This is a genomic window from Micromonospora sp. WMMD710 (assembly GCF_029626045.1).
Lineage (GTDB): Bacteria > Actinomycetota > Actinomycetes > Mycobacteriales > Micromonosporaceae > Micromonospora.
Window position 1 is genome coordinate 3,180,194 of record NZ_JARUBD010000001.1, and the last position, 21,089, is coordinate 3,201,282.

Consider the following 21,089-nt stretch of genomic DNA (forward strand, 5'->3'; position numbering starts at 1 on the left):
CCGACCGGGCTCACGGCGCCGACTTGACGAGGACTTCCCCGAACCGGCGACGGTGGGCGTCCCACCAAGAGTTCTTCACGAGGCTGGATGGTGGCGGTCCGTAGCGTCGGGCGCGGACCAACCGCTGGTACCGCGGGGTGGGGGCACTCCCCGCCCACATCTCGGGAGGCCAGGCACCAGAGATGGCGAACACTGATCAACACTGTGCGGACGCCGGCCGAACGCAATCGCTGAACGAGCTGATGTCCGATCACGCAGAGTCGCTGTTCACCTATGTCAGAGCGCTGGTGCGGGACCACCATCTCGCCGAGGACATCGTCCAGGAGACCTTCCTGCGGGCGTGGCGGCACACCCACCGCCTCCCCTGCGGCGGGAGCCCGCTTCGGGACTGGTTGACATCCGTCGCGCGGGACCTGGCAGTCACGTCTCTTCGGGAGTGCGCCGCCCAGCGCGAGAGCATCGAGCCCGAGTTCGACGTCTCACAGCCGGATCACGCGGATGCCGCCGTCGCCACGGCGGAGGCGATCACGCTGCTGCGGCGGCTTCCCGAGGAACATCGCGCGGTGCTCCTGCACACCTACCTGGCGGGTCGGACGACGCACCAGACGGCCCGCGCACTCGGGGTGCCGGTCCGTACGGTCAGGTCCTGGCAGCGCTGGGCACTGTCCACGCTGCGGGCGAGTTGCCGGACACCATGAGTCGTCGGCGTCGGACCGGTCCGGTGGGGTGTGGCGCGGATCAGGCGGAGGAGCGCGTTCCGGTGGCCTCGATGGTCCGCCGTACGCCGTGCGCGGTGACACCGGCCAGCCGGATGCTCCCCAACGCGTCGGGGATGTGCGGGTCGATGGCGACGGTCCCGTCGCGGACGTCGAGCCCGAGCATCGTGCGCAGGAGCAGCAGGGGCGCCCCGCTGGCCCAGGCCTGGGGATTGCAGGCGGTGGGGTACGGCACCGGTCGCCGGCCGAGCCCTCGGTCGTACCCGGAGAACGCCTCGGGCAGGCGGTAATCGAAGTGGGCGGCCGCCTCCATCATCGCCGTCGCGATCCGATTCGCCTCGTCGCGGTAGCCGTAGCGGGCGAGGCCGGCGGCGATGATCGAGTTGTCGTGCGGCCAGACGGTGCCGAGGTGGTAGCCGATGGGGTTGTATCCCACATCCGCGCTGGACAGGGTCCGGACGCCCCAGCCGGAGAACATCTCATCCGACATCAACTGCCGGGCGACCGCTTCGGCGCGGTCGGGCGGGACGATCCCGCTCCACAGCAGGTGGCCCATGTTCGAGGTGATCGAGTCGATGGGACGCTTGTCGGCGTCAAGGCCGATCGCGTAGTAGCCGCCGCGCGCGGGCAGCCAGTAGTCACGGTTGAACCGTTCCCGCAGATCGGCGGCTTCGGCGCGCAGCCGGCGAGCCAACGCGGGGTCGGCCCAGGGCCCGTCGGCAAGTTGGGCGGCGCGGACCTTCGCGTCGTAGGTGTAGCCCTGGATCTCGCAGGTGGCGACCGGCAGGGCGGGCAGCGTGCTGTCGGCGAACTGCACGCCGTCCGGCGAGTCGCGCCAGCACTGGTTGCGCATGCCCTCGTGCGAGCGCGTGCCGTACTCGACGTAGCCGTCGCCGTCGCGGTCCCCGAAGTGGTCGATCCACCGCAGGGCCGCGTCGGCGTTGGGACGCAACTGCTGGACCAACGCGTCGTCGCCCGTCCACCGCCAGTACTCGGAGAGCAGGATGAGCCACAGCTGGGTCGTGTCGGCGGCACCGAAACACGGACCGTACGGCATGACGCCGAGCTGCGTCAGCTCACCGGATCGGAACTCGTGCAGGATCTTTCCGGGCTCCTCGTCGCTGAAGTCGTCCACGACGGTGCCCTGGTGTTTGGCGAGGGTGACCAGCGCGCCCCGGGCCACGTCCGCTCCACAGCTGATGCTCTGGTAAGCGGTGATCAGGGTGTCCCGCCCGAACACCGCCAGGAACCAGGGCATGCCGGCGGCCAGCAGGACGACCTGCTCGCCATTGATCTCCTTGACGATCCGCATCGACACCAGGTCGACTGCCGACTTGTGGTAGACGTTGTACAACAGGTCCGATTCCGCACTGAGGTGCGGCTTGTTGGCCAGCCACCGCGACGTCGCGTCGTCCGGGCCGGGGTCGTGCGGCTCCCCGAAGCCACGGCCGCTCGGCCGGTACTCCTTGCCTCGGCAGTTCAGCAGCACCCGCAGCTCGCCATGCCAGGTCTCGCCTCGCCGAAGGTGCACCTCCCAGACCAGTGAATCGCCCTCCAGCCGGTCGGCACGCGGCTCGGCCTCGACCGTGGTGACGGCCGACCAGTTCGACTTCTGGTACGAGAAGCACAGGGTGGAATCGTCGGGCCGGTGGGTGCGCCGGACGTCGGACTGCCGGCTCCGGCTGCCCTGCCGCTTGATCTCGAAGAGATCGGCGAAGTCCGCGTCGACAGCCAACCGCAGGCACACCGAGACCGGTTCGACGCCGAAATACTGCACCGCGATCCGCTCGTACATGCCGTCTCCGACAAAACGCTCCCGCCGCACGCCGATCCGGTTCGTCGGCAGGCCCGGGATCTCCGGGTTCGCGAGAAAGAACGCCGCCGAGTACGCGTCGACCGTGCTCGCACTGAGTACCAGCGGAGCGTGCCCGTCGACGGTCATCTCCCACCGGCTGATGAAACGGGTGTCGTCGTGCACCAGGCCGGCAATGGAGTTCGCCGGCACGTCACCGATCGAATTGGACAACATGAACGTGCGGCCCTCAAATACGCCGATCGCGTCCGAGCCCAATTCCGGCGGCAGCTCGCGGTTGGCCCCACCGGCGGTGGGCCCGGTTCGTTCGCCGGATCGTGGTCCGGCCCGCGTCGACCGAGATTGCATGACACCCGTCCCCTCGCCGCCGGCAACGAGCAGCGCCGCCGGACACGCTCGCAGTCTAGGACCGCCGGGGACGGCCTCGTCGCGATATCGCCGGGTCGACCCCGACCGACCTGACACCCCACCGCGTCACGCAGCGGGTCGGCTCTTAACCGGGCAGTGGACGGGAAATGAACTGGAAATCAACTTTATTGCGGCAGTATCGACGGCCAGGGGGCGACTGGGGACGTTTTCAACTCGGATCTTCGAGGAGCTTTGCACGCCATGAGTCGTACGCCTGAGGGCCGCCACACTGTTCGAGCGGGCGAAGTGTCCCTGGTCTGTCATATTCGCGGCCACGGTCCACTGTGCGTGGTGCATCCGGGTGGTCCCGGAATGCACTGGGAATATCTGAGGATGCCGTTGGTCGAACGGGACCACACGGTGATCTACCTCGAACCGGCCGGAACGGGCGGTTCGAGTGGGCTGTCCGGCGATCATCGGTACGACATCGCCACCTACGTGGAGCACCTGGACGCCGTTGCCGGATTCTTCGCCGAGGGGCCGATCGTCGTTCTCGGGCACGGGCACGGTGGTTTCGTCGCGCAGAGTTACGCGTTGCGCCGGCCGGACAAGACCGCCGGTCTGATCCTCTACGCCACGGCACCGGCCGCGCTGGCACGCCGGACCCTGGGCAGCTTCGCCGTGGAGAGCGCCCTGAGGCAGGACATGCCCTCGGCCACCCAACGCCTGCGGGAGATCGTCCCGGCACACTTCGCGCACTACTCGCGGCGGGAGGTGGAGTTCGTGGGCATGCGCGGCATGCTCCGGTGCTGGCCGCGACCGGCGGTGGAGTTCGACGAGGTCTTCGACGTGCGGGACGAGCTGCACCTGATCACGGTGCCGACCATGGTCATCGCCGGGGCGCACGACGTCAGCTTCGGACCGGAGTGCGCCGCGATCCTGCAGGCGGGCATTCCCGATGCCGGACTCCGCGTGTTCGAGAACAGCGGCCACTTCGCCCACCTGGAGGAGGCGGAACGCTTCGCCCACGTGGTGCGGGAGTTCACGCGGCGCGCGTCGACGCCGCGGTCGACTCCACCCTCCGAGGCACCGGAGACGCGAAACCCGCATGACCACCCGGAGTCGGCCGGCCTGCCGGTACGTCCTCTGTGCTGGTGACGCACGCCCGTGCCGGTGGACGGTCGGGCCCTCGCGGGTCCGGCCGCCCACCGCACGACGTGCGCGTCAGCTGGGCGTACCGGCTGACCTGACCCGACCCACGGTGGTGAGGTAGAGGACCAGACCCGCGGCGGTGAGGGCGAATCCCGCCCAGACGGTGGAGAGGGTTCCCCATCCGAGGCCGAGGGTCACGGCGCCACCGATCGCGCCGAGCGAGTTGGCGAGGTTGAGAGCGGCCAGGTTGAGCGCCCCCATCAGGGTCGGCGCGTCGGGCGCGAACCCGGTCAGCCGCACCTGGATCGTGGGGATCGCGAACATCATGGTCGCGCCGACGCCGAACAGTGCCGGCAGGAGGATCAGGATGTCGCTGCCGGCGACGCCGATCGCCACGAGCACCACGAGCACGTAGCTGAAGCCGTAGATCAGCGGGCGGCTGCCGTACCTGTCGGCCGCCCGGCCGCCGTAGTAGTTGCCGAACGCCATGCCGAGGCCGAAGACGGCGAGGGCGACGGGGATGAGTGCCGGGCTCTCCCGCGCCGCATCGGTGACGAACGGCCCGATGAACGTGTAGACGGCGAAGATGCTGGAGATGCCGAGCGCCGCGACCGCCACCATGAGCCAGACGTTGAGCCGCCGAAGAGCGCCGAGTTCGCGTGCCACCGAGCTACCGCGCAGGTCGTCGGTGCGTGGCAGCCAGGCCAGCAGCGCCGCGCCGGCCAGCAGACCCACCCCGACCACGGTCCAGTAGGTGGTGCGCCACCCGGCGTGCTGACCGACGAAGGTGCCCAACGGCGATCCGACGACCGTGGCCACGGTCAGGCCGCCCATCACGGTGGCGAAGGCCTTTCCGCCCTTGCCGGGCCCGTAGACGTAGGCGGCGACGACCGCCCCGGCGCCGAAGAACGCGCCCTGCACGCTGCCCGTGATGAACCGGAAGACGATGAGGGTCACGATGTTCGGGGCCAGGGCGGAGAGCACGTTGCCGACCAGGAAGAGCGCGATCAGGCCGAGCAGAAGGGTACGACGGTTGGCTCGGGCCGCCAGGAGTGTGATCGCCGGTGAGCCGATCATGACGCCGAACGCGTAGGCGCTGATCGCGTACGTCGCGACCGGGATGGACGCGCCCATGTCGGCGGCGAAGAGCTGAATGATCCCGTTGCTGCCGAACTCACCGGTGCCGATGGCGAAGGTCCCCAGGGCCAGGGCGAACAGGGTCAGTCCGCCCCGGCGGCTCGACGTCGCCTCGCCGGTGTGCCGGTCCTCCTCGGCGGCGCACTGGGGTTCGTACGCCTTGTTGTGCATTCCGGCGTGAGCCGGGGCGCGCAGGGTCCTGCTTCCTGACGCAGTCATGGGGGGCCGTCCTTGCTGGGAGGTACATGTCCGGGCACATCCTGGCGACGGTCAGTTGACATCTTCTGGTTTCCGTCCGGAGGCGCGGGGAGGGTTTCGACCCGGCCTCGCCCGTCCGACGGCGGGTGTCCGTTTCGATTTGGCGCGACGAGGCTGGTCAGCGCGACGGACGTAGACTTGGCGGCACCGCTGGCAACGACACATTCGCGATCCGTTGGGATCGGAGCGGCTGTCTGCCCGACGGGCCCCGAAACAGAAGCAGGAGATTGACATGTCGAACTCGGCCGGCGCACTTGCCGTCCGCGCCGACGAGGGACCAGGCCCGGCCGGTGGCACGCTGCACTTCGAGATCCTGGGGCCCCTGCGGCTGTGGCGCGACGGCGTCGAGGTGAACGCCGGGCCCCGGCAGCAGTGCTACCTGCTGGCCCTGCTGCTCGCTCGACCCGGACGGCCGATCAGCATGAGTGAGCTGATCGAGCTGATCTGGGGTGAGGATGCTCCGGCCAGCGCCGCCAATGTGATCCACAAGTACGTCGGCACGTTGCGGCGCCTGATGGAACCCGCGCTCCCGCTGCGCGGCACCGGTTCATATCTGCGGCGGCACGGCGACGGCTACCTGTTCGCTCCGTCCCCCGGCATGCTGGACCTGATCACCTTCCGTGAGTTCGTCAGCGCCGCGAGGGCCAGTCTCGTCCTGCGGCACCGGGACGAGGCACTGGACCGCTACGTCGAGGCGCTGGGGCTCTGGCGCGGGCCCGCGGGCGACACGTACGCCTACGGGACACCCGCAATGTCGATCTTCATTGCCCTCGACCGTGAGTTCCTCGACGTGTGCGTGTCCGCCGCCGAGCTGGCGGTGTCGCTGGGTCGTCCGGCACGGGTGCTGCGACCCCTGCGACTGGCCGCCTTGATGGCGCCGTTGCACGAACCCGTCCAGGCAGGTCTCATCTCCGCCCTCGCCGCGGCCGGCCACCAGGCCGAGGCACTGGAGGTGTTCCGGACCGTACGCAACCGCCTCGTCGAGGACCTGGGCATCGAACCCGGCGAGGCACTTCAGGCCGCGCACCGGCAGGTGCTGAGCCAGGCGCCGATCGCGCCGGCCACCGACGGGGCGGGCGACCGCGAGGCGCAGACGTTCGACCGCTTCCCGGCGGCACCGCTGGTGCGGCCGGCACAGCTGCCACCCGACCTGCCCACCTTCGTCGGCCGTGTCGACGAACTCGCGACTCTCCGTCGCCTCCGCGACGGCCTGGACGACGCCGAGCGGACCGGTCCGCTGATCGTGGCTCTCGACGGGATGGGCGGGGTCGGCAAATCCACGCTGGCCGCCCACTTCGCCCACCTGGTCGCCGGTGACTTCGCCGACGGCCAGCTGTACCTGGACCTGCGCGGAGACCAGACCGAGGTCGAGAGCATGTCCGCCGGGGATGCCCTGGGGTCGCTGTTGTCCTCCCAGGGTGTCCACGTGTCCAGCGTCCCGGAGACCCTCGCCGCGCGTGCCGGCATCTACCGCAGCCTCACCGCCCGCAAGCGCGTCCTGGTGCTTCTCGACAACGCACGCGACTCGGCGCAGCTACGCCCGCTGCTGCCGAATTCGACGGAGAGCCTGGTTCTCGTGACGAGCCGCAAGCCGCTCGTCGAGCTTTCCGCCCTCGACGGTGCCCACCTGCTGCACCTCGACCCTCCGGACATGACGACCGCCCGCAAGCTGGTCCGGCGCCGGCTCGACCGCGCGCCGAACCGTCCTGTGGCGGACACCGCCGCTCCGGCCGACATCCTGGACGAGATCATCGAATTGTGCGGTCGCCTCCCACTGGCGCTGGCGATCCTGGCCGGGCGCCTGAGCGCTCGTCCCCACCTCTCCCTCGCGAACGTGGCTGCCGAGCTCCGCGACGGGACCGAACGGCTCGCGGCCTTCTCCAGCGGCCGAGGCGTACGCGATCCACGTGCCGCCTTCGCCTGGTCGTACCGCCAGCTCAGCTCGGAGGCCGCCCGCCTCTTCCGGCTGTCCTCCGCCGCCATGGCGTCGGGCATCTCGGCCGCGGCGTTCGCCAGCCTGTCCGAGACTCAGCCCCGGGTCGCCCGCGCCATCCTGCGGGACCTCGCCGACGCGGCACTGCTGGACGAGGACGACAGGGGCCGGTTCACATCCCATGTCCTGGTCAAGGCGTACGCACAGGAGCTGTTCCTGGAGGAGGAGTCCGCGTCGGACCGGGAGGCGGCGACCACCCGGCTCCTGCAGCACTATCTGCAGAGCAGCTACCACGCGGCGACCGCGCTGGTGCCGCAGAGTTCGATGATCGCCCCGCCACCGGCGCCGGCCACGATCGTTCCGGAGCGGCCCACCGGCTACGGCGAGGCGATGCGGTGGTTCGACGACCACCGCGAGGTGTTGCCGGAAGCGGTGCGGCACGCGGCCGAGGGCAACGTCGCCACCGTCCCGTGGCAGCTGGCCCTCACCATGCAGCCGTGGTTGCAGCGCAGCGGGCGGTTCCACGACTGGCAGGACGTCACGCGGCTCGCACTGAAATCCGCCCGGGACCGGGGGGATCGGGTCGGTGCGGCACAGGCCATGCGAAGCCTCGCCGACTCCTGCTACTACTTCGCCGCCTACGACGAGGCCCTCGACCTGCTCTCGGATGCGCAGGAGGTCTTCGCGGAGGACGGCATGCTCCTGGAACAGGGGATCGTCCACGCGACCCTGCACCGGATCAACACCGAGCTCGGCCGACACGAGTCTGCGCTCGAGGAGAGCGACAGGGCACTGGCGCTGTACCGCGCCGCCGGTGTCGAACAGGGTGCGATCCGGGCCTTGGCGGCCCGGGGACACTCACTCGCCCGGCTGGGCGCTCTCGATGAGGCCCTGTCGTGCCTGCAGGACGCGCTCGCCCGCAGTGTGCAGGCCGAGTGGAGGACGGACGAGGCCGACATCCGCCTGGCCCTCGCCGAGTGTCTTGGTGAGATGGGTCGTCAGCACCAGGCCGTCCGGCAGCTTGAGCAGGCGGTGGAGGCGGCCGTCGAGGCGCAGAACAGCACCGGTGTCTTCCAGGCGTCGATCCTGCTCTGCGAGGCGCACCTCGATCTCGATGATGTGCCGGCGGCCTGCCAGGAGTGGCGCAACGCCTGCGACGCCATGCACACCATGCAGAACGGCGGCACCCGGACGATGCGCGACAAGGTCTGCGACATCGGCGACAGGCTGCACTATGTCACCGAGTTCCCGCCGCGCTCACAGGACACGCAACGGTAACCGGGCTGCCCACGCTCCGGCGTCGTCCGCCGGAGCGGACGCTCACCGCGCCGTGAACATGGTCCAGTTGTCCACGAGCCGGAAGCCCATCGACTCGTAGAGCGGCTGGCCCATCACGCTGGGCAGCAGAAAGGCCCATCGGGCGCCGGCTGCGACGCCGTCGCGCAGCGCCGCCTCGGTGAGCGCCCGGCCCAGGCCCCGACCTCGTGCGGACGGGACGACGGCGATGTTGTAGACACCGATCGCGTCGGGGGTCCGGATTCCGAAGCCGGTACCGACGGGCTGGCCGTCGTCGGCCAGGTATCCGGTCATGGAGGCGGCATCGAGCACGCCGCCGCCCATGAGTGGTCCGAAGACGCTCTCGGGCGTTTCGAAGCCCTGGGCGAGGATCTCCGTGTAGAGGTCGCTCCTCGCCGCGCCGACGTGGTGCACCAGCTCGCGCTGTGCCGCGCTCGCCCGGAACACGAGGTCGTCCACGGCGCAGCCCAGTATCGGCACCTCCTGGCGCTCGACCAGCCCGTGCCGGGCCGCGAGATCGACGACCTCGTCGCCCACGCCACGCCGTACCATGATCGACCACCGTGCGCCCTGCCTGCCCACCTCGGTCGCCACCTCGTCGAGCGACCCGAGATCCGGCTCCGGCGTCATGTCGTAGGCCACGTTCAACAGCGGCACGCCGCAGTGGGTCAGCGAACCCCGGGCGGTGCCCCGCTCGGTGTGCCAGCCCTTCGGTGTCACCGCCACGAGCGCCTCGAAGGCGTCGAAATAGGCCGCCGTCATCCGGTCAGCGGTGCTGGTCATAACCGTCCCCTCGACAGTGCGCGGTTACCTGGATCCGGGTGGCCGGGCGGCAGGTTACCGCTGGTCATCGCGGTGGTCCGTCGGTATCTTCTGCGCCAGCCAGGCGAAACGATCCCGTAGCCGTTCCGGCCCGCCGTCCGGAAAGCTGGCGAGGACCTCGCCGGCTCGTTTGAACACCACAGCCGCCCCGCCGACGTCACCGACGGACATCAACAGTTCGGCGAGCCGGTGCAGGGCCTCGAACTCGTTCGGCCGGTGGCTCACCCGCCGCGAGGTCTCGGCCGATAACTCCAACTGCTCCACCGCCTCGCGGACGCGGCCCGTCTCGGCGAGGTTCGAGGCGATGGCCATCCGCGTCTCGCCCTCCATCGCGATCAGCGTCGCGTCCCAGCCGGCCTCAAGGTCGCCACGGATCTGCTCGTGCAGGTCGAGGGCCTGCTCCAGCATGGCGGCCGACTCGTCGAGCCGGCCGAGACGGGCAAGCGAACTGCCCGTCAACATGAGGCTCAGGGTCACCGCACGGCGGTAGCCGATCTCGCGATAGAGGGCCAACGCCGTCTCGCCGTGCACGAGCGCCTGCCCGTGCCGGCCGAGCGCTTCGTGCACCCAGTGGAGGTTGGTGTGCACCAGGGCCTGCTCCAGACGCATGCCCCGCTCCTCGAAGATCCGCAGGGCGGCCGCCAGCAGGTCGAGCGTCTCCTCGCTGGCCCCGAACGACCACCGGGCGCCAGCCAGGCTGCGCAGGGTGTGCGCCTCGCCGACCTCGTCGCCGCCCTCCCGGGCCGCCTGCAGGGCCGCGCGCATCACGTCCTCCCAGTCCTGAAAGTACCCGGCCCACTGCAGGTACTGCTGCATGGTGATGGCGAGCTGCCAGGGCACGATGCCGTACCCGAGGTGCTCCGCCAGCCGGACAGCCTCCTTGAGCACCTCACGCTGGGCGGCGAACCAGGCGATGGCCTCCTCGTAGGTCGCCGGCTGTTCGGGCACGACACCGGGCGGCGCCGGCGAGGGCTCGATCGGAACCCGGTGAGGTGCGAGCAGCACCTGCGCGTTGTAGCTGCTGTGCAGGTAGTACTGCAGCAGGCGGCAGACCGCGGCCTGGCGTTCCTCCGCCGACTCGACGTCCTGGAGGCACTCCTGCGCGTACGCCTTGACCAGCACGTGCGACGTGAACCGTCCGTCCTCGTGTTCGGTCACCAACGCCGCCTCGGTAAGCTCGGCAAGTTCGGCGTGCGTCCTGGCCGACTCCCGGCCCGACAGGCTGACACAGGCCTGCGCCGTGATTCCGGGGGTCAGGGAGACGGCCAGTAGCCGGAAGAGCCGGGCCGCGCCGGGGCTGAGCTGCCGGTACGACCAGGAGAACGCGGTGCGCGGATCGTGCGCGCCCACACCCCCGGGGAACGCCTCCAGACGGCGCGCACCGTCACGAAGGTCGGCAAGGACGGACGCCAGTGACAGGGTGGGACGCGCGGTGAGGCGAGCGGCCAGGATCGCCAGCGCCAGCGGCAGCCGCCCGCACAGCTCGGTGATCTCGTCCACGATCGCGATGTCCGGTTGACCGATCCTGCGTTTCGTCCAGCGCTCGAGGCGGTGCACCAGGAGTTCCCGGGCCGACGGGAGATCCGGTACGTCGAGACGCAGCAGGTACGCGCCGTCGAAGGCGGCGAGTCCGAGTAGCGGACGCCGGCTGGTGAGCAGCACCAGGCTGTCGGCGGAGTTCGGCAGCAGCGGACGTACCTGCGCGGCATCGCGCACGTTGTCCACCAGCAGCAGAACGCGTTTCCCCGCCGTCAAACTGCGGTACGTCCCGACGCGCGCGTCGAACGTGTCGGGGACCTGCGACGCGGGGACGCCCAACGCGTACAGGATGGAGCGCAGGGCGTCGCCGGCACGGACGGCATCGTCGTCGTCCTGCTCGCCCTGGAGGTCGAGGTAGAGCTGACCGTCGGTGAACTCGTCGGCGACGAGACGGGCGAAGTGAGCGGCCAGAGTGGACTTGCCCACGCCACCCATGCCGTCCATCGCCACCACCAGTGGGCTGGTCCTCCCGTCGTCGCGCATACCGGCCACGAGGTCGCTCAGGAGGGCGAGTTCGCTCGACCGCCCGACGAACTGCGACAGGTCCGGAGGCAGTTGCGCCGGGCGGACCAGCGGCGCGACGGGGACGTCGTCGGACCGGACGCCGGGTACGACGGAGTCCGCCTCGGCGGCCTGCGGCAGGGCGCTCTGGGTCAGGACCTGACGGTGGGCGTCCTGGAGACTGTGCCCGGGATCGATGCCCAGCTCCTCGACGAGGCGCTCGCGGATCTTCCGGTACACCGCCAACGCCTCGGCCTGCTGGCCGGCTGCGGCGAGGGTCGTCACCAGGCTCGCGTGAACGACCTCGTGCAGCGGATCCATCTCGGCCGCGAGCCGCAGCGGTGTCAGAACCCGCGACGGTTGGCGCACCCGGACGGCGATCCTGGCCGCGTCGACCACCGCGTCGAAGAATTCGCCCACGATGCCCGCGAAGGTCGCCGCGGCCCGGTTGCTGTCCGCCAGGGAGTCTCCGGCGAAGCCGCGGCAGAGTTGCAGGGCTTCGGCGTAGTGGTCCAGCGCCTCGTCCGGGCGGTCCTTGGCCACGCTCGCCTGTGCCGAGGCGACGCGCCAGCGGAACGCCACCAGGTCGAGCATCTCCGGGCCCGCGGTGAATCGGTATCCGTTGCCGCTGCGCAACAGGTAGGACCCGGAGGCACGCGGCGGCAGGTCGGGTTCGAGAAGGCGGCGCAACGCACCGATGTATTTGTGGATCACATTTACCGCGCTGGGCGGTGAGTCCGCGCCCCAGATCAGCGCGGTCAGATCGGTCATGCTGATCGGGTGGCCCACGCGAGCCAGCAGGAGCGCGAGCAGGCACCGTTGCTGCCGTGGGCCCGCGTCGAGTTCGGTGGCACCCCGCCAGACCCGCAATGGACCCATGATTTGCAGGCGAAGCGGTCCCCCTTCACCGTCGTGGATCCGGCCGGCCTCTGCACCTGCCGGCCGGGTATTGCTGTCGAATGGACGGCGATGGGCTGGGATCACGCACTGGTCCCTGGCACCGATGTATCAGCCGAACTGTGGCGGGCCAAAACGCACTCGCCCCCCGTTTTCTGCATGAATTCCCCCCCCGCGTCGCGTTTCTGGTTTGCGGGAACCCCCGTTGCCGCCACCCAGAGCCCTGACACGATTCAAAGCCAGGAATCAAGCTAGTCACGCTCAGTGAAGATTCTCTTGACAACGACTAGACCGGCTGCCGCGGCAATCAATTCGGCGTCGAGCGGGCGAGCGCGGAAGGCACCCGTACCCCTGGCTGGCCTGCCTTTTCATCCCGTCACGCGGAGGAGGAGGATGACGAGGGTCGCGCTCCCGCAGTCCAGTCCTCAATACTCACCGTTACCACCTGGTCGGCGGGGAAGCGTCTACGGCGGGTCGCCTCACACCTGTTCGGCGGAGTCGTCGAGATCCAGACCGAAGCGGCGGGCCAGACGGATGGCGCGGATGTTCTCCGGCTGCACGCAGGCCCGCAGGACCGGATGACCGTGCGCGGCAGCAAGCTCGCGCAGCCTCTCGCCGACGGCCCTGCCGACGCCCAGTCCCTGCCAGGCGTCGGCGATCAGCAGAGCGACCTCCGGTGGTGCCGACGCCTGCCACAACAGATGCGCCAACCCGACCAGATCGTTCTCCCCGGGGCGGGAAATCAGGACGGTGTAACCTCCCTCGACCCTGGTCAGCATGCGCCACTCGGCCACGCGGATCCGATCGCGGGGGCCGTGGTAACGGGCGGCTCGGCTCTGCAGGGAGCAATCCTGACGGTGGAAACGGTTGACCAGATCCAGGCAGTCCGCGGTGGCGCGCCGGAGAAGAAATCGCAGTCCGGAGGCGTTCGTCACGGAGCCCAGAGAGCCGCCGATCAACCCGGTCGCGGATTCCTGCTGTCGGTCGAGAATCGTGTTGTGCACCTATTGGCTCCAGGAGAGTGGCGGAGTGAGGCAGGTGCCATGCTGGCAGCGCCGACTTCCGCACAACTTGACGGTGAGCAACCCGCACCGATGGCAGCGATATGCATTTTCTCCAGAGTTTGCCCAGTGGGTGGGGGGCAGAATGGCGGCGTCGACTCGCACAAATGGAGGGACGCGGTGGACAGTGAGCTGGCCGGAGGTCTCCCCCGTCCCGTCCGTGCCCGTCGCCGCACCCGCGTCGCGCTCGTACTGACCGGCTTCCTCGCCCTGGTCGTCGTGGCCGTCGCCACGGTGTACGGGTGGCCGCTGCGCACCGACGCCCTGCAGCGCGCGACGCCGGAGACCCTGAGCTTCGAGTCGGCGAGCGATCGGGCGGCGCGGACCGTCGCGGCCGAGACGGCCGACCCGCAGGTGCTCCCCGAGTGCCGGAGTCAGTTCCTCACGCACGGACGGGTGAGCGCGAAGGCCGTCCTGCTGCTTCACGGCCACACGGAGTGCCCCGACCAGTACCGCGGACTGGCCAAGCTGTTCTTCGACCGGGGCTACAACGTCTGGGTGCCACGAGCGCCCCGACACGGTGTCGCCGACAGGTTGGCGCACGCGAAGGTCGACGCCGACGAACTGGTCGACTCCGCGAACGACGCGCTGAACGTCGCGGCTGGCCTGGGCGACACGGTCGGCGTCGTGGGCATCTCCGGTGGAGGCGTGTTGGCCACCTGGCTGATCGGCCACCGTCCCGACGTGGTGCATCGTGCTCTCCTGCTGTCGCCCCTCTACGCACCCAACCCCGACCGGGTGCCCGACGTCGCCGTCAAGCCCCTCACCGTCCTGTTCGGCTTCGGTCTCGTCCCCGACCGGGTCGACTCCGAGGGCTTCTCGTCCGCGGCGCTGTCGCAGTACCTGCGCGTCGTCCGCAACTTCAAGGCCGACCCGAGGTGCCCGCATCTACGCGAGCTGGCGATCGTCACCTCGGACAACGACGACGTCATCGACCGTCAGGCGGCGACCGACATCCCGAGAGGCATCGCCGACCGGAACGACCTCGCGTTCTCGACACACGAGTTGCCGCGTGAGTTCGGCATCGGGCACGACATCGTCGACCCCGACGGGTTGGGGAGCAGGGCCGACGAGATCGAGCAGTTCTATCTCGACCTCTACGAGGGCACCGAGCGGACCTAGGCGGCACCCCACTGCGGCACGCCGCCGCCTGCTCGCGTGCCTCGTATGATCTCCACCGTGACCCCTGGGCTCGGGAAGCTCTCGGCGCGCCAGCGCGCACTCGTGGACCAGTGGCTCCCGGGCGCGCCCGTCGACCGCGACCACAGCTGGGGCCTGACGACGACCACCGTTCTCGAGGTGACCCGCGCCGGATCACGGTTCGTCGTCAAGGCCGGCGGCGACGACGACCATCACATCCGGCGAGAACTTGACGCCCATCGCACCTGGTTGGGCCCCTGGACCGGCAAAGGTCGCGCGCCGACGCTGGTGCACGGCGACGCCGACGCGAAGATCCTCATCACCCGGTACCTGCCCGGCGAGCTGGTGCTCGGCAGCGAACACGCCGACGACCCCGCCACCTACCGGCAGGCCGGCGAGCTGCTGGCCCTGCTGCACACGCAGACCGCCGTCGCGGATGACGACTACGAACGGCGTGAGAACGAGAAGTCGCTGGCGTGGCTCGGCCAACCGCACCGGATCGCGGCGCCCACCGTGGCGCGACTGCGATCCGAGATCAGCGTCTGGCCGACGCCGCCCGCGACCCTCGTACCCACGCACGGGGACTGGCAGCCCCGCAACTGGCTCGTGCACGACGGCCTGGTGGGTGTCATCGACTTCGGCCGTGCGGCGATGCGACCCGCGTCCACGGACTTCTCCCGTCTGGCCGCCCAGGACTTCCGCCGCGACCCGGCCCTCGAGGTGGCCTTCCTCGACGGGTACGGCGCCGATCCCCGCGAGGCCGGCGACTGGCATCGCCACCGGGTCCGCGCGGCGATCGGCACCGCGGCCTGGGCCTACCAGGTCGGTGACGAGCCGTTCGAGGCCCAGGGCCATCGGATGATCACCGAGGCGCTCTCGTCTGCCCACCCCTGAACGAGGTGACCAGCGCGGCGCGTCTCGTCGTACCGCACGGCTACCATCCGCTCGTGATCGAGGAACTGATCAGGAGAGCGGCCGCCGAGGACGACGACGCGATGGAAAAGTTGTGCGAGACCGCCGCCGCCGACCCGCGACGTCTGGTCCCGCACCATCAGCTTCTGCTCGATCTCGACATGTGGTGGCCGGCGACGTTGTACCGGGCGGCAGACGCCGGCGTGGTCCGCCGGGTCATCGAGCGGATCGACGACGGGCAGAGCACGGATGACCTCAACAATTTGCTGCTGATCCTGGCCCACACCGCGCACCCGCTCGCCGAGAGCGCCCTGCGTCGCTGGTCGACGCACCCGCCGGCCGGCGCGGACCAGCTGCACGTCGGTGCGCTGAGCTACGCGCTCGAAGGTGGTTGGACGCTCGACCCCACCGGCGACCAGCGGGATCTCTGCGGGGACACCGCATACCGCCTGGTCCTGCGCGATGAACCCCGACGTGTGGGCGGGCCGACCTGCCCGTGGTGTGCCGCACCGCTCTGGGTCGCCGCCGACCTCGACACCACCGAACCAGCCATCGGCGCCGCGCTGGCACACACGCGTTGGTCCGGCCGGCTGGTGTTCGAGACCTGCCACAACTGCGCCTGCTACACGACCCTCTACAACCAGGTCACGCCGGGCGGTGGCGCCACCTGGTGGGCGGGCAACACCCGTCCGAGCTGCCTGCCGCCGGAGACGGCCGTGCCGGAGGACCCGCCGACGCAGACCTCGGTCCCGGGGCCGGCCCTGGCGAGCCCCTACCAGTCCAGTGCCTGGGACCGGGGCGGCTCGACGCTGGGCGGCCGGCCGGACTGGATCCAGGACGCCGAGCACCCCGACTGCCCCGATTGCGGACAACCGATGGACTATGTCGGTCTGATCGGCGGCGCGGACCTGGACGATCTCGGCGAGGGCGCCTACTACCTGCACCTGCACCAGCCGTGCGGGTTCACCGCGGTGAACTACCAACAGAGCTGAGACCTCCGGTCAGTGCGAGTGCCGGGGTACGCCGCTGCCGCTGCCGCCGACGAGGAAGTCGAGGTCCGCTCCCCGGTCGGCCTGTAGGACGTGCTCGCTGTAGAGGCGCGCCCAGCCGCGGTCGGCCGTCGGCCGTGGTGGCTGCCAGGCGGACCGGCGTTGGGCGAGTTCCTCGTTGTCGACCAGGAGGTCCAACCGCCGCGTCGGAACGTCGACGCGGACCAGGTCGCCGGTGCGCACCAGCGCCAGAGGGCCACCCACGGACGCCTCCGGTGCCACGTGCAGGATGCAGGTGCCGTACCCGGTGCCGCTCATCCGGGCGTCGGAGATCCGCACCATGTCGGTGATGCCGTCGGCGAGCAGCCGTCGCGGCATCGGCACGTTGCCCACCTCCGGGAAGCCGGGGTAGCCGCGCGGTCCGGCGTTCCGCACCACGATCACCGTCTCGGGGGTGACGGCAAGGTCCGGATCGTCGGCGGCGACGACGTAGTCCTCGATCCGGTCGAAGACGAGCGCCGGCCCGGTGTGCGCGAGGAGGTGGGCGGAGGCGGCGGAGACCTTCAGCACAGCCCCGGACGGCGCGAGCGACCCGCGCAGCACCACGGTGCCCGAGCCGGTCGGCTGGAACGGCTCCGCCATGGTGCCGATGACGTCCCGGTTCCAGCACTGGGCGCCGCTGATGTTGTCGGCCACGCTCTTCCCGCTGACGGTGACGTGGTCGAGGTGCAGCAGCCCGGCGATCTCCGCCATCACGGCCGGGACGCCGCCGGCGTAGGCGAAGTCCTCCATGAGGTACGCCCCGGACGGCATCAGGTTGACGAGCATGGGCACGTCGGCGGTGAGGGTGTCGAAGTCCTCCAGGGACAGCGGGACGCCGAGGCGTCCGGCGATCGCGAGCAGGTGGACGACGGCGTTGGTGGAACCGCCGATCGCGGCGTTCACCCGGATCGCGTTCTCGAAGGCGCGTCGGTCCAACACCGAGGACAGCCGTTGGTCCTGCTCGACCATGTCGACAATCCGGCGTCCGGCGGCGTGCGCGAGCGCGTACCTCCGGGAGTCGACCGCCGGCACGGCGGCGGCCCCCGGCAGTTGCACGCCCAGCGCCTCGGTCACGCAGGCCATCGTGGAGGCGGTACCCATGGTCATGCAGTGACCTCGGCTGCGGGACATGCCGACCTCCGCCTCCGCGCAGTCGGCGGCGCTCATCCGGCCGGCCCGCATCTCCTCGGTGAAGCGCCACACGACGGTGCCCGAACCGATGTCCTGACCGCGGAACTTGCCGTTGAGCATCGGGCCGCCGGTCATCATGAGGGTCGGCAGGTCGACGCTCGCCGCGCCCATCAACAGGCCGGGGGTGGTCTTGTCGCAGCCGGAGAGCAGGACGACCGCGTCGAGCGGGTTGGCCCGGACCAGCTCCTCCAGCTCCATCGCCAACAGGTTGCGGTAGAGCATGGTCGTGGGTCGCATGAGGGGCTCACCCAGGCTCATCGCGGGGAACTCCAACGGCAGACCACCGCGCTCCCACACGCCGCGCTTCACCGATTCGGCCAGGTCACGCAGGTGGGCGTTGCAGGGTGTCAGCTCCGACCAGGTGGTGGCGATGCCAATCACCGGGCGACCGTCGAACACGTCGTCCGCGAACCCCTCGTTGCGCATCCAGGAGCGGTGGATGAACCCGTTGCGGCCTTCCGCACCGAACCACTGTCCGCTGCGCAGCGGACGATCCGTCGTCGACATCAGCGCTCCTCCCTGTTCATCCGTGCTTCCCAGCGTCCATCGACGCGACGGGGAATGGCGGTGTACCCGTCCCGCAGTTCCTCGGGCAGGACCCAGTCCGGGGCGTCCTGCCAGGCCAGCGGGCGAAGGAACCGGCGGATCGACGTGGCGCCCACCGAGGTGTGCACGGCGTTGGTCGATGGCCACGGCCCACCGTGGTGCTGTGCCCACGACACGCGGACACCGGTGGGATAGCCGTCGAAGACGATGCGCCCCGCGCGGGCGGCGAGCACGTCGACCAGTCGGCGTACGACAGCGGTGTCGTCGTCCGGACCACGATGGACCGAGCCGGTCAGCGACGGTGGGACGGTCGTCAGCACCGCGTCGAGGTCGGCGACGTCGTGATACCGGACCACGACCATGAGCGGGCCGAAGCACTCGTCGGCGATCTCGGCGGTCAGGCCCGGCAGACCGATCTCCAGCAGCGCCGGCGCGACGGTGAACCCCTCCCCCGGTGCGACGTGGGGCCGCGCCGAGACGCGGGCGCCGGCCCGTTCGAGCGTCGCGGCCCGACTCTCGTACGCGTCCCGGATCCGCTCGTTGAGCAGGACGGCACCGTCCGAGGCGCCGACCCTCGCCCGCAGCCCGTCGACGAGATGGTCACCGTCGCGGTCCGCCGGGATGAACGCCAGTCCGGGCTTGGTGCACAGCTGACCGCCCGAGGCCGTGAAGGAGGCGAACAGCCCCTCGGCGATCTGGTCTGCCCGGTCGGCGGCCGCACCGGGCAGGACGACGATCGGGTTCACGCTGCTCAGTTCGGCGTACAGGGGAATGGGATCGGGTCGTTCGTCGATGGCCGCCTGGATGGCGCGGGCCGCGCTCACGGAGCCCGTCAGTGCGACCGCCCGGATCGCGGGATGCCGTACCAGCGAACGGCCGGGCTGCTCCCCGTACACGATGGTCATGACGCCCTCGGGACCGCCCGCGTCGCGAATGGCCGACTCGATCGCGTCGGCGGACGCGTGTGACGTCAGCGGGTGGGACGGGTGGGCCTTCAGGACCGTGGGGCAACCCGCGGCGAGTGCGGCGGCGGTGTCGCCCCCGGCGACCGAGAAGGCGAACGGGAAGTTGCTGGCCCCGAAGACGGCTACCGGCCCGAGGGGTACGAGCATCCGGCGCAGATCGGGGCCGCGCCCGATCGGTGTGTCGGCGGCGTGGTCGATGGCCGCCTCGACGTACCCGCCGTCGCGCAGCACGTCGCCGAACATCCGGAACTGGAGCGACGCCCGGGTGAGCTCCTGGTCCAGACGCGCGTGGCCCAGCCCGGTCTCCGCCACCGCGGCGGCGACCAGGTCCGCGCGACGGGTCTCCAGGGCGGCGGCCGTCGCGTCCAGCAGCTCCGCCCTGCCGAGTCTCCCCAGGTCGGACAGCCACCGCGCCGCCCGGGCCGCCTGGGCGGTGATCGCCTCCAGCCGGATCTCGTCGGTCTCGACGAGATCCGTCGCGCGGCGTCGACCATCGCGTGGATCGACCGTGCTGACCAGGTTCACAGCAGTCCCCTCTTTGCCAGGTTGCCCATGAGATCGCGGACGCCGAACTGCCACGGCTCGCACTCCTCCGCGTGCCGCACGCGGTTGATGAGGGTGCCGAGCGCCGGGCAGCCGATCCGCACCACGTCGTCGACCTTGTGGGTGAAGCCCTCACCGGGGCGGTCCCGGTCCTCGATGGGCGCGAACATGGTGCCGAGCATCAGCACGGCGCCGTCGGGATACTGGTGGTGCGGGCCGACCAGCTGCCGCACCAGGGCCGCCGGGTCGCGCGACATCCGCGTCATCTCCGAGACCGCCTCCAGGTGGAAGCCGTCCGCGCCGCGGATCGTCAGACCGACCTCGGCTTCGCGCACCCGGTCCAGGCCGAACCGGTCGTCGAACAACCGGATCAGGGGACCGAGGGCGCACGAGGCGTTGTTGTCCTTGGCCAGGGGCAGCAGGAGCGCCGAACGGCCCTCGACGTCGCGCAGGTTCACGTCGTTGCCCAGGGTGGCACCGATGATCCGGCCGCTGGACTGGACGATGAGCGCGACCTCGGGCTCCGGGTTGTTCCAGCTGGACGCCGCGAGCACGCCGACCGGAACGGCGGTGCCGACGGCGGAGAGGACCTGGCCCTTCGTGAAGATCTCCGCGTCCGGCCCGATCCCCACCTCCAGGTACTGACTCCACATGCCCTCGGCGACCAGCAGACCCTTGAGCCGCTCCGCCTCGGCCGACCCCGGCGCCAGGCTGGACAGGTCGGCGCCGATGTCGGCGAGCATCCGGCCACGGAGGTCCGCCGCGAGTGCCAGGTCTCCCCGTGCCCGCTCCTCGATGACGCGTTCGAGCATCGAGACGGGAAAGGTGACGCCGGCCGCCTTGAGCGCCTGGAGGTCGACCGGCGCGAGCAGCCAGGGTCGGGTGCGGTCACGGGTCGCGGCACCGGTGTTGGCCAGTACGTCCTCGAAGCTGGCCACCCGCCGTCCGTCGAGCGCAGCCACCGTCGCGGCGGGATCGGGCAGCTCGCAGATGTCCCGAACGGTCGCGAACCGGGAACTGACGTCGATGACCTCGCCGTCTCGGACCGTCACGGGTGATGGGCCGTCGACGCGGGGATCCCAGATCCGGCCGATGAGGACGCCACGGTCGGCGTCGTCCGGTAACGCCTCGGCGGCGGTCCCGAACCAGTCCGTGCCGGCGGCCCGCCCTCGGGGTTCTGGCACCGTCATGAGCCACTCCCCAGGGATCAATTTGCAACGATCGTAGCGCCATATGCAACGGCGTCAAGGAGTGGTTGCGTATCACATCCACTACATTGCACATGACG

14 protein-coding genes are annotated in these 21,089 nt (G+C 70.3%); 6 read left to right on the forward strand and 8 right to left on the reverse strand.

Translation table 11 applies throughout. The features are described 5' to 3' along the window. Positions 1-182 precede the first annotated feature (182 nt). The gene (locus tag O7620_RS14535) at positions 183-698 is read left to right on the forward strand and encodes a sigma-70 family RNA polymerase sigma factor (RefSeq protein ID WP_278123446.1); all 516 of its coding nucleotides are present in this window, start codon (positions 183-185) and stop codon (positions 696-698) included. Between the two features lie 40 nt (positions 699-738). Here the strand turns inward: O7620_RS14535 and O7620_RS14540 are convergent, their stop codons facing one another. Further along, entirely contained in the window at positions 739-2,877 is a 2,139-nt protein-coding gene (locus tag O7620_RS14540; protein ID WP_278123447.1) for a glycogen debranching N-terminal domain-containing protein, read from the reverse strand. A gap of 261 nt (positions 2,878-3,138) precedes the next feature. On the opposite strand from O7620_RS14540, the gene O7620_RS14545 reads away from it, so the two are divergent. Further along, the gene (locus tag O7620_RS14545) at positions 3,139-4,035 is read left to right on the forward strand and encodes an alpha/beta hydrolase (protein WP_278123448.1); all 897 of its coding nucleotides are present in this window, start codon (positions 3,139-3,141) and stop codon (positions 4,033-4,035) included. A gap of 66 nt (positions 4,036-4,101) precedes the next feature. Here O7620_RS14545 and O7620_RS14550 read toward each other — a convergent pair whose 3' ends face one another. Beyond that, positions 4,102-5,385: an MFS transporter gene (locus O7620_RS14550; protein ID WP_225854146.1), complete on the reverse strand. Its 1,284-nt coding sequence runs from the start codon at positions 5,383-5,385 to the stop codon at positions 4,102-4,104. A gap of 271 nt (positions 5,386-5,656) precedes the next feature. On the opposite strand from O7620_RS14550, the gene O7620_RS14555 reads away from it, so the two are divergent. Next, positions 5,657-8,635, forward strand: coding sequence for an AfsR/SARP family transcriptional regulator (locus tag O7620_RS14555; RefSeq protein WP_278123449.1), 2,979 nt, complete (start codon positions 5,657-5,659; stop codon positions 8,633-8,635). Positions 8,636-8,677: 42 nt separating this feature from the next. On the opposite strand, the gene O7620_RS14560 is transcribed toward O7620_RS14555, so the two are convergent. From O7620_RS14560 to O7620_RS14570, 3 genes are all read right to left on the reverse strand, one after another. Further along, positions 8,678-9,436 carry a GNAT family N-acetyltransferase gene (locus O7620_RS14560; protein WP_278123450.1) on the reverse strand — a complete coding sequence of 253 codons (759 nt, stop codon included), beginning with the start codon at positions 9,434-9,436 and terminating at the stop codon, positions 8,678-8,680. Between the two features lie 54 nt (positions 9,437-9,490). Then, positions 9,491-12,394 (reverse strand): BTAD domain-containing putative transcriptional regulator, encoded by a 2,904-nt coding sequence (locus O7620_RS14565; protein ID WP_278123451.1) that lies wholly within the window; start codon positions 12,392-12,394, stop codon positions 9,491-9,493. 497 nt (positions 12,395-12,891) lie between these two features. Further along, the gene (locus O7620_RS14570) at positions 12,892-13,347 is read right to left on the reverse strand and encodes a GNAT family N-acetyltransferase (RefSeq protein WP_278123452.1); all 456 of its coding nucleotides are present in this window, start codon (positions 13,345-13,347) and stop codon (positions 12,892-12,894) included. Between the two features lie 246 nt (positions 13,348-13,593). On the opposite strand from O7620_RS14570, the gene O7620_RS14575 reads away from it, so the two are divergent. The 3 genes from O7620_RS14575 to O7620_RS14585 are packed head-to-tail and all read left to right on the forward strand — an operon-like array spanning position 13,594 to position 16,517. Beyond that, a complete protein-coding gene (locus O7620_RS14575) occupies positions 13,594-14,595 on the forward strand; it encodes an alpha/beta fold hydrolase (RefSeq protein ID WP_278123453.1) in 1,002 nt (333 codons plus the stop codon). Positions 14,596-14,652: 57 nt separating this feature from the next. Next, positions 14,653-15,507 carry a phosphotransferase gene (locus tag O7620_RS14580; protein WP_278123454.1) on the forward strand — a complete coding sequence of 285 codons (855 nt, stop codon included), beginning with the start codon at positions 14,653-14,655 and terminating at the stop codon, positions 15,505-15,507. Positions 15,508-15,560: 53 nt separating this feature from the next. Next, a complete protein-coding gene (locus O7620_RS14585) occupies positions 15,561-16,517 on the forward strand; it encodes a hypothetical protein (protein WP_278123455.1) in 957 nt (318 codons plus the stop codon). Between the two features lie 9 nt (positions 16,518-16,526). Here O7620_RS14585 and O7620_RS14590 read toward each other — a convergent pair whose 3' ends face one another. The 3 genes from O7620_RS14590 to O7620_RS14600 are packed head-to-tail and all read right to left on the reverse strand — an operon-like array spanning position 16,527 to position 20,991. Then, entirely contained in the window at positions 16,527-18,254 is a 1,728-nt protein-coding gene (locus O7620_RS14590; RefSeq protein WP_278123456.1) for an IlvD/Edd family dehydratase, read from the reverse strand. Then, on the reverse strand, positions 18,254-19,783 hold the full coding sequence (locus O7620_RS14595; RefSeq protein ID WP_278123457.1) for an aldehyde dehydrogenase (NADP(+)): 1,530 nt from the start codon (positions 19,781-19,783) through the stop codon (positions 18,254-18,256). The genes O7620_RS14590 and O7620_RS14595 overlap by 1 nt, the downstream gene beginning before the upstream one ends. Beyond that, a complete protein-coding gene (locus tag O7620_RS14600; protein WP_278123458.1) occupies positions 19,780-20,991 on the reverse strand; it encodes a fumarylacetoacetate hydrolase family protein in 1,212 nt (403 codons plus the stop codon). The genes O7620_RS14595 and O7620_RS14600 overlap by 4 nt, the downstream gene beginning before the upstream one ends. Positions 20,992-21,089 lie beyond the last annotated feature (98 nt).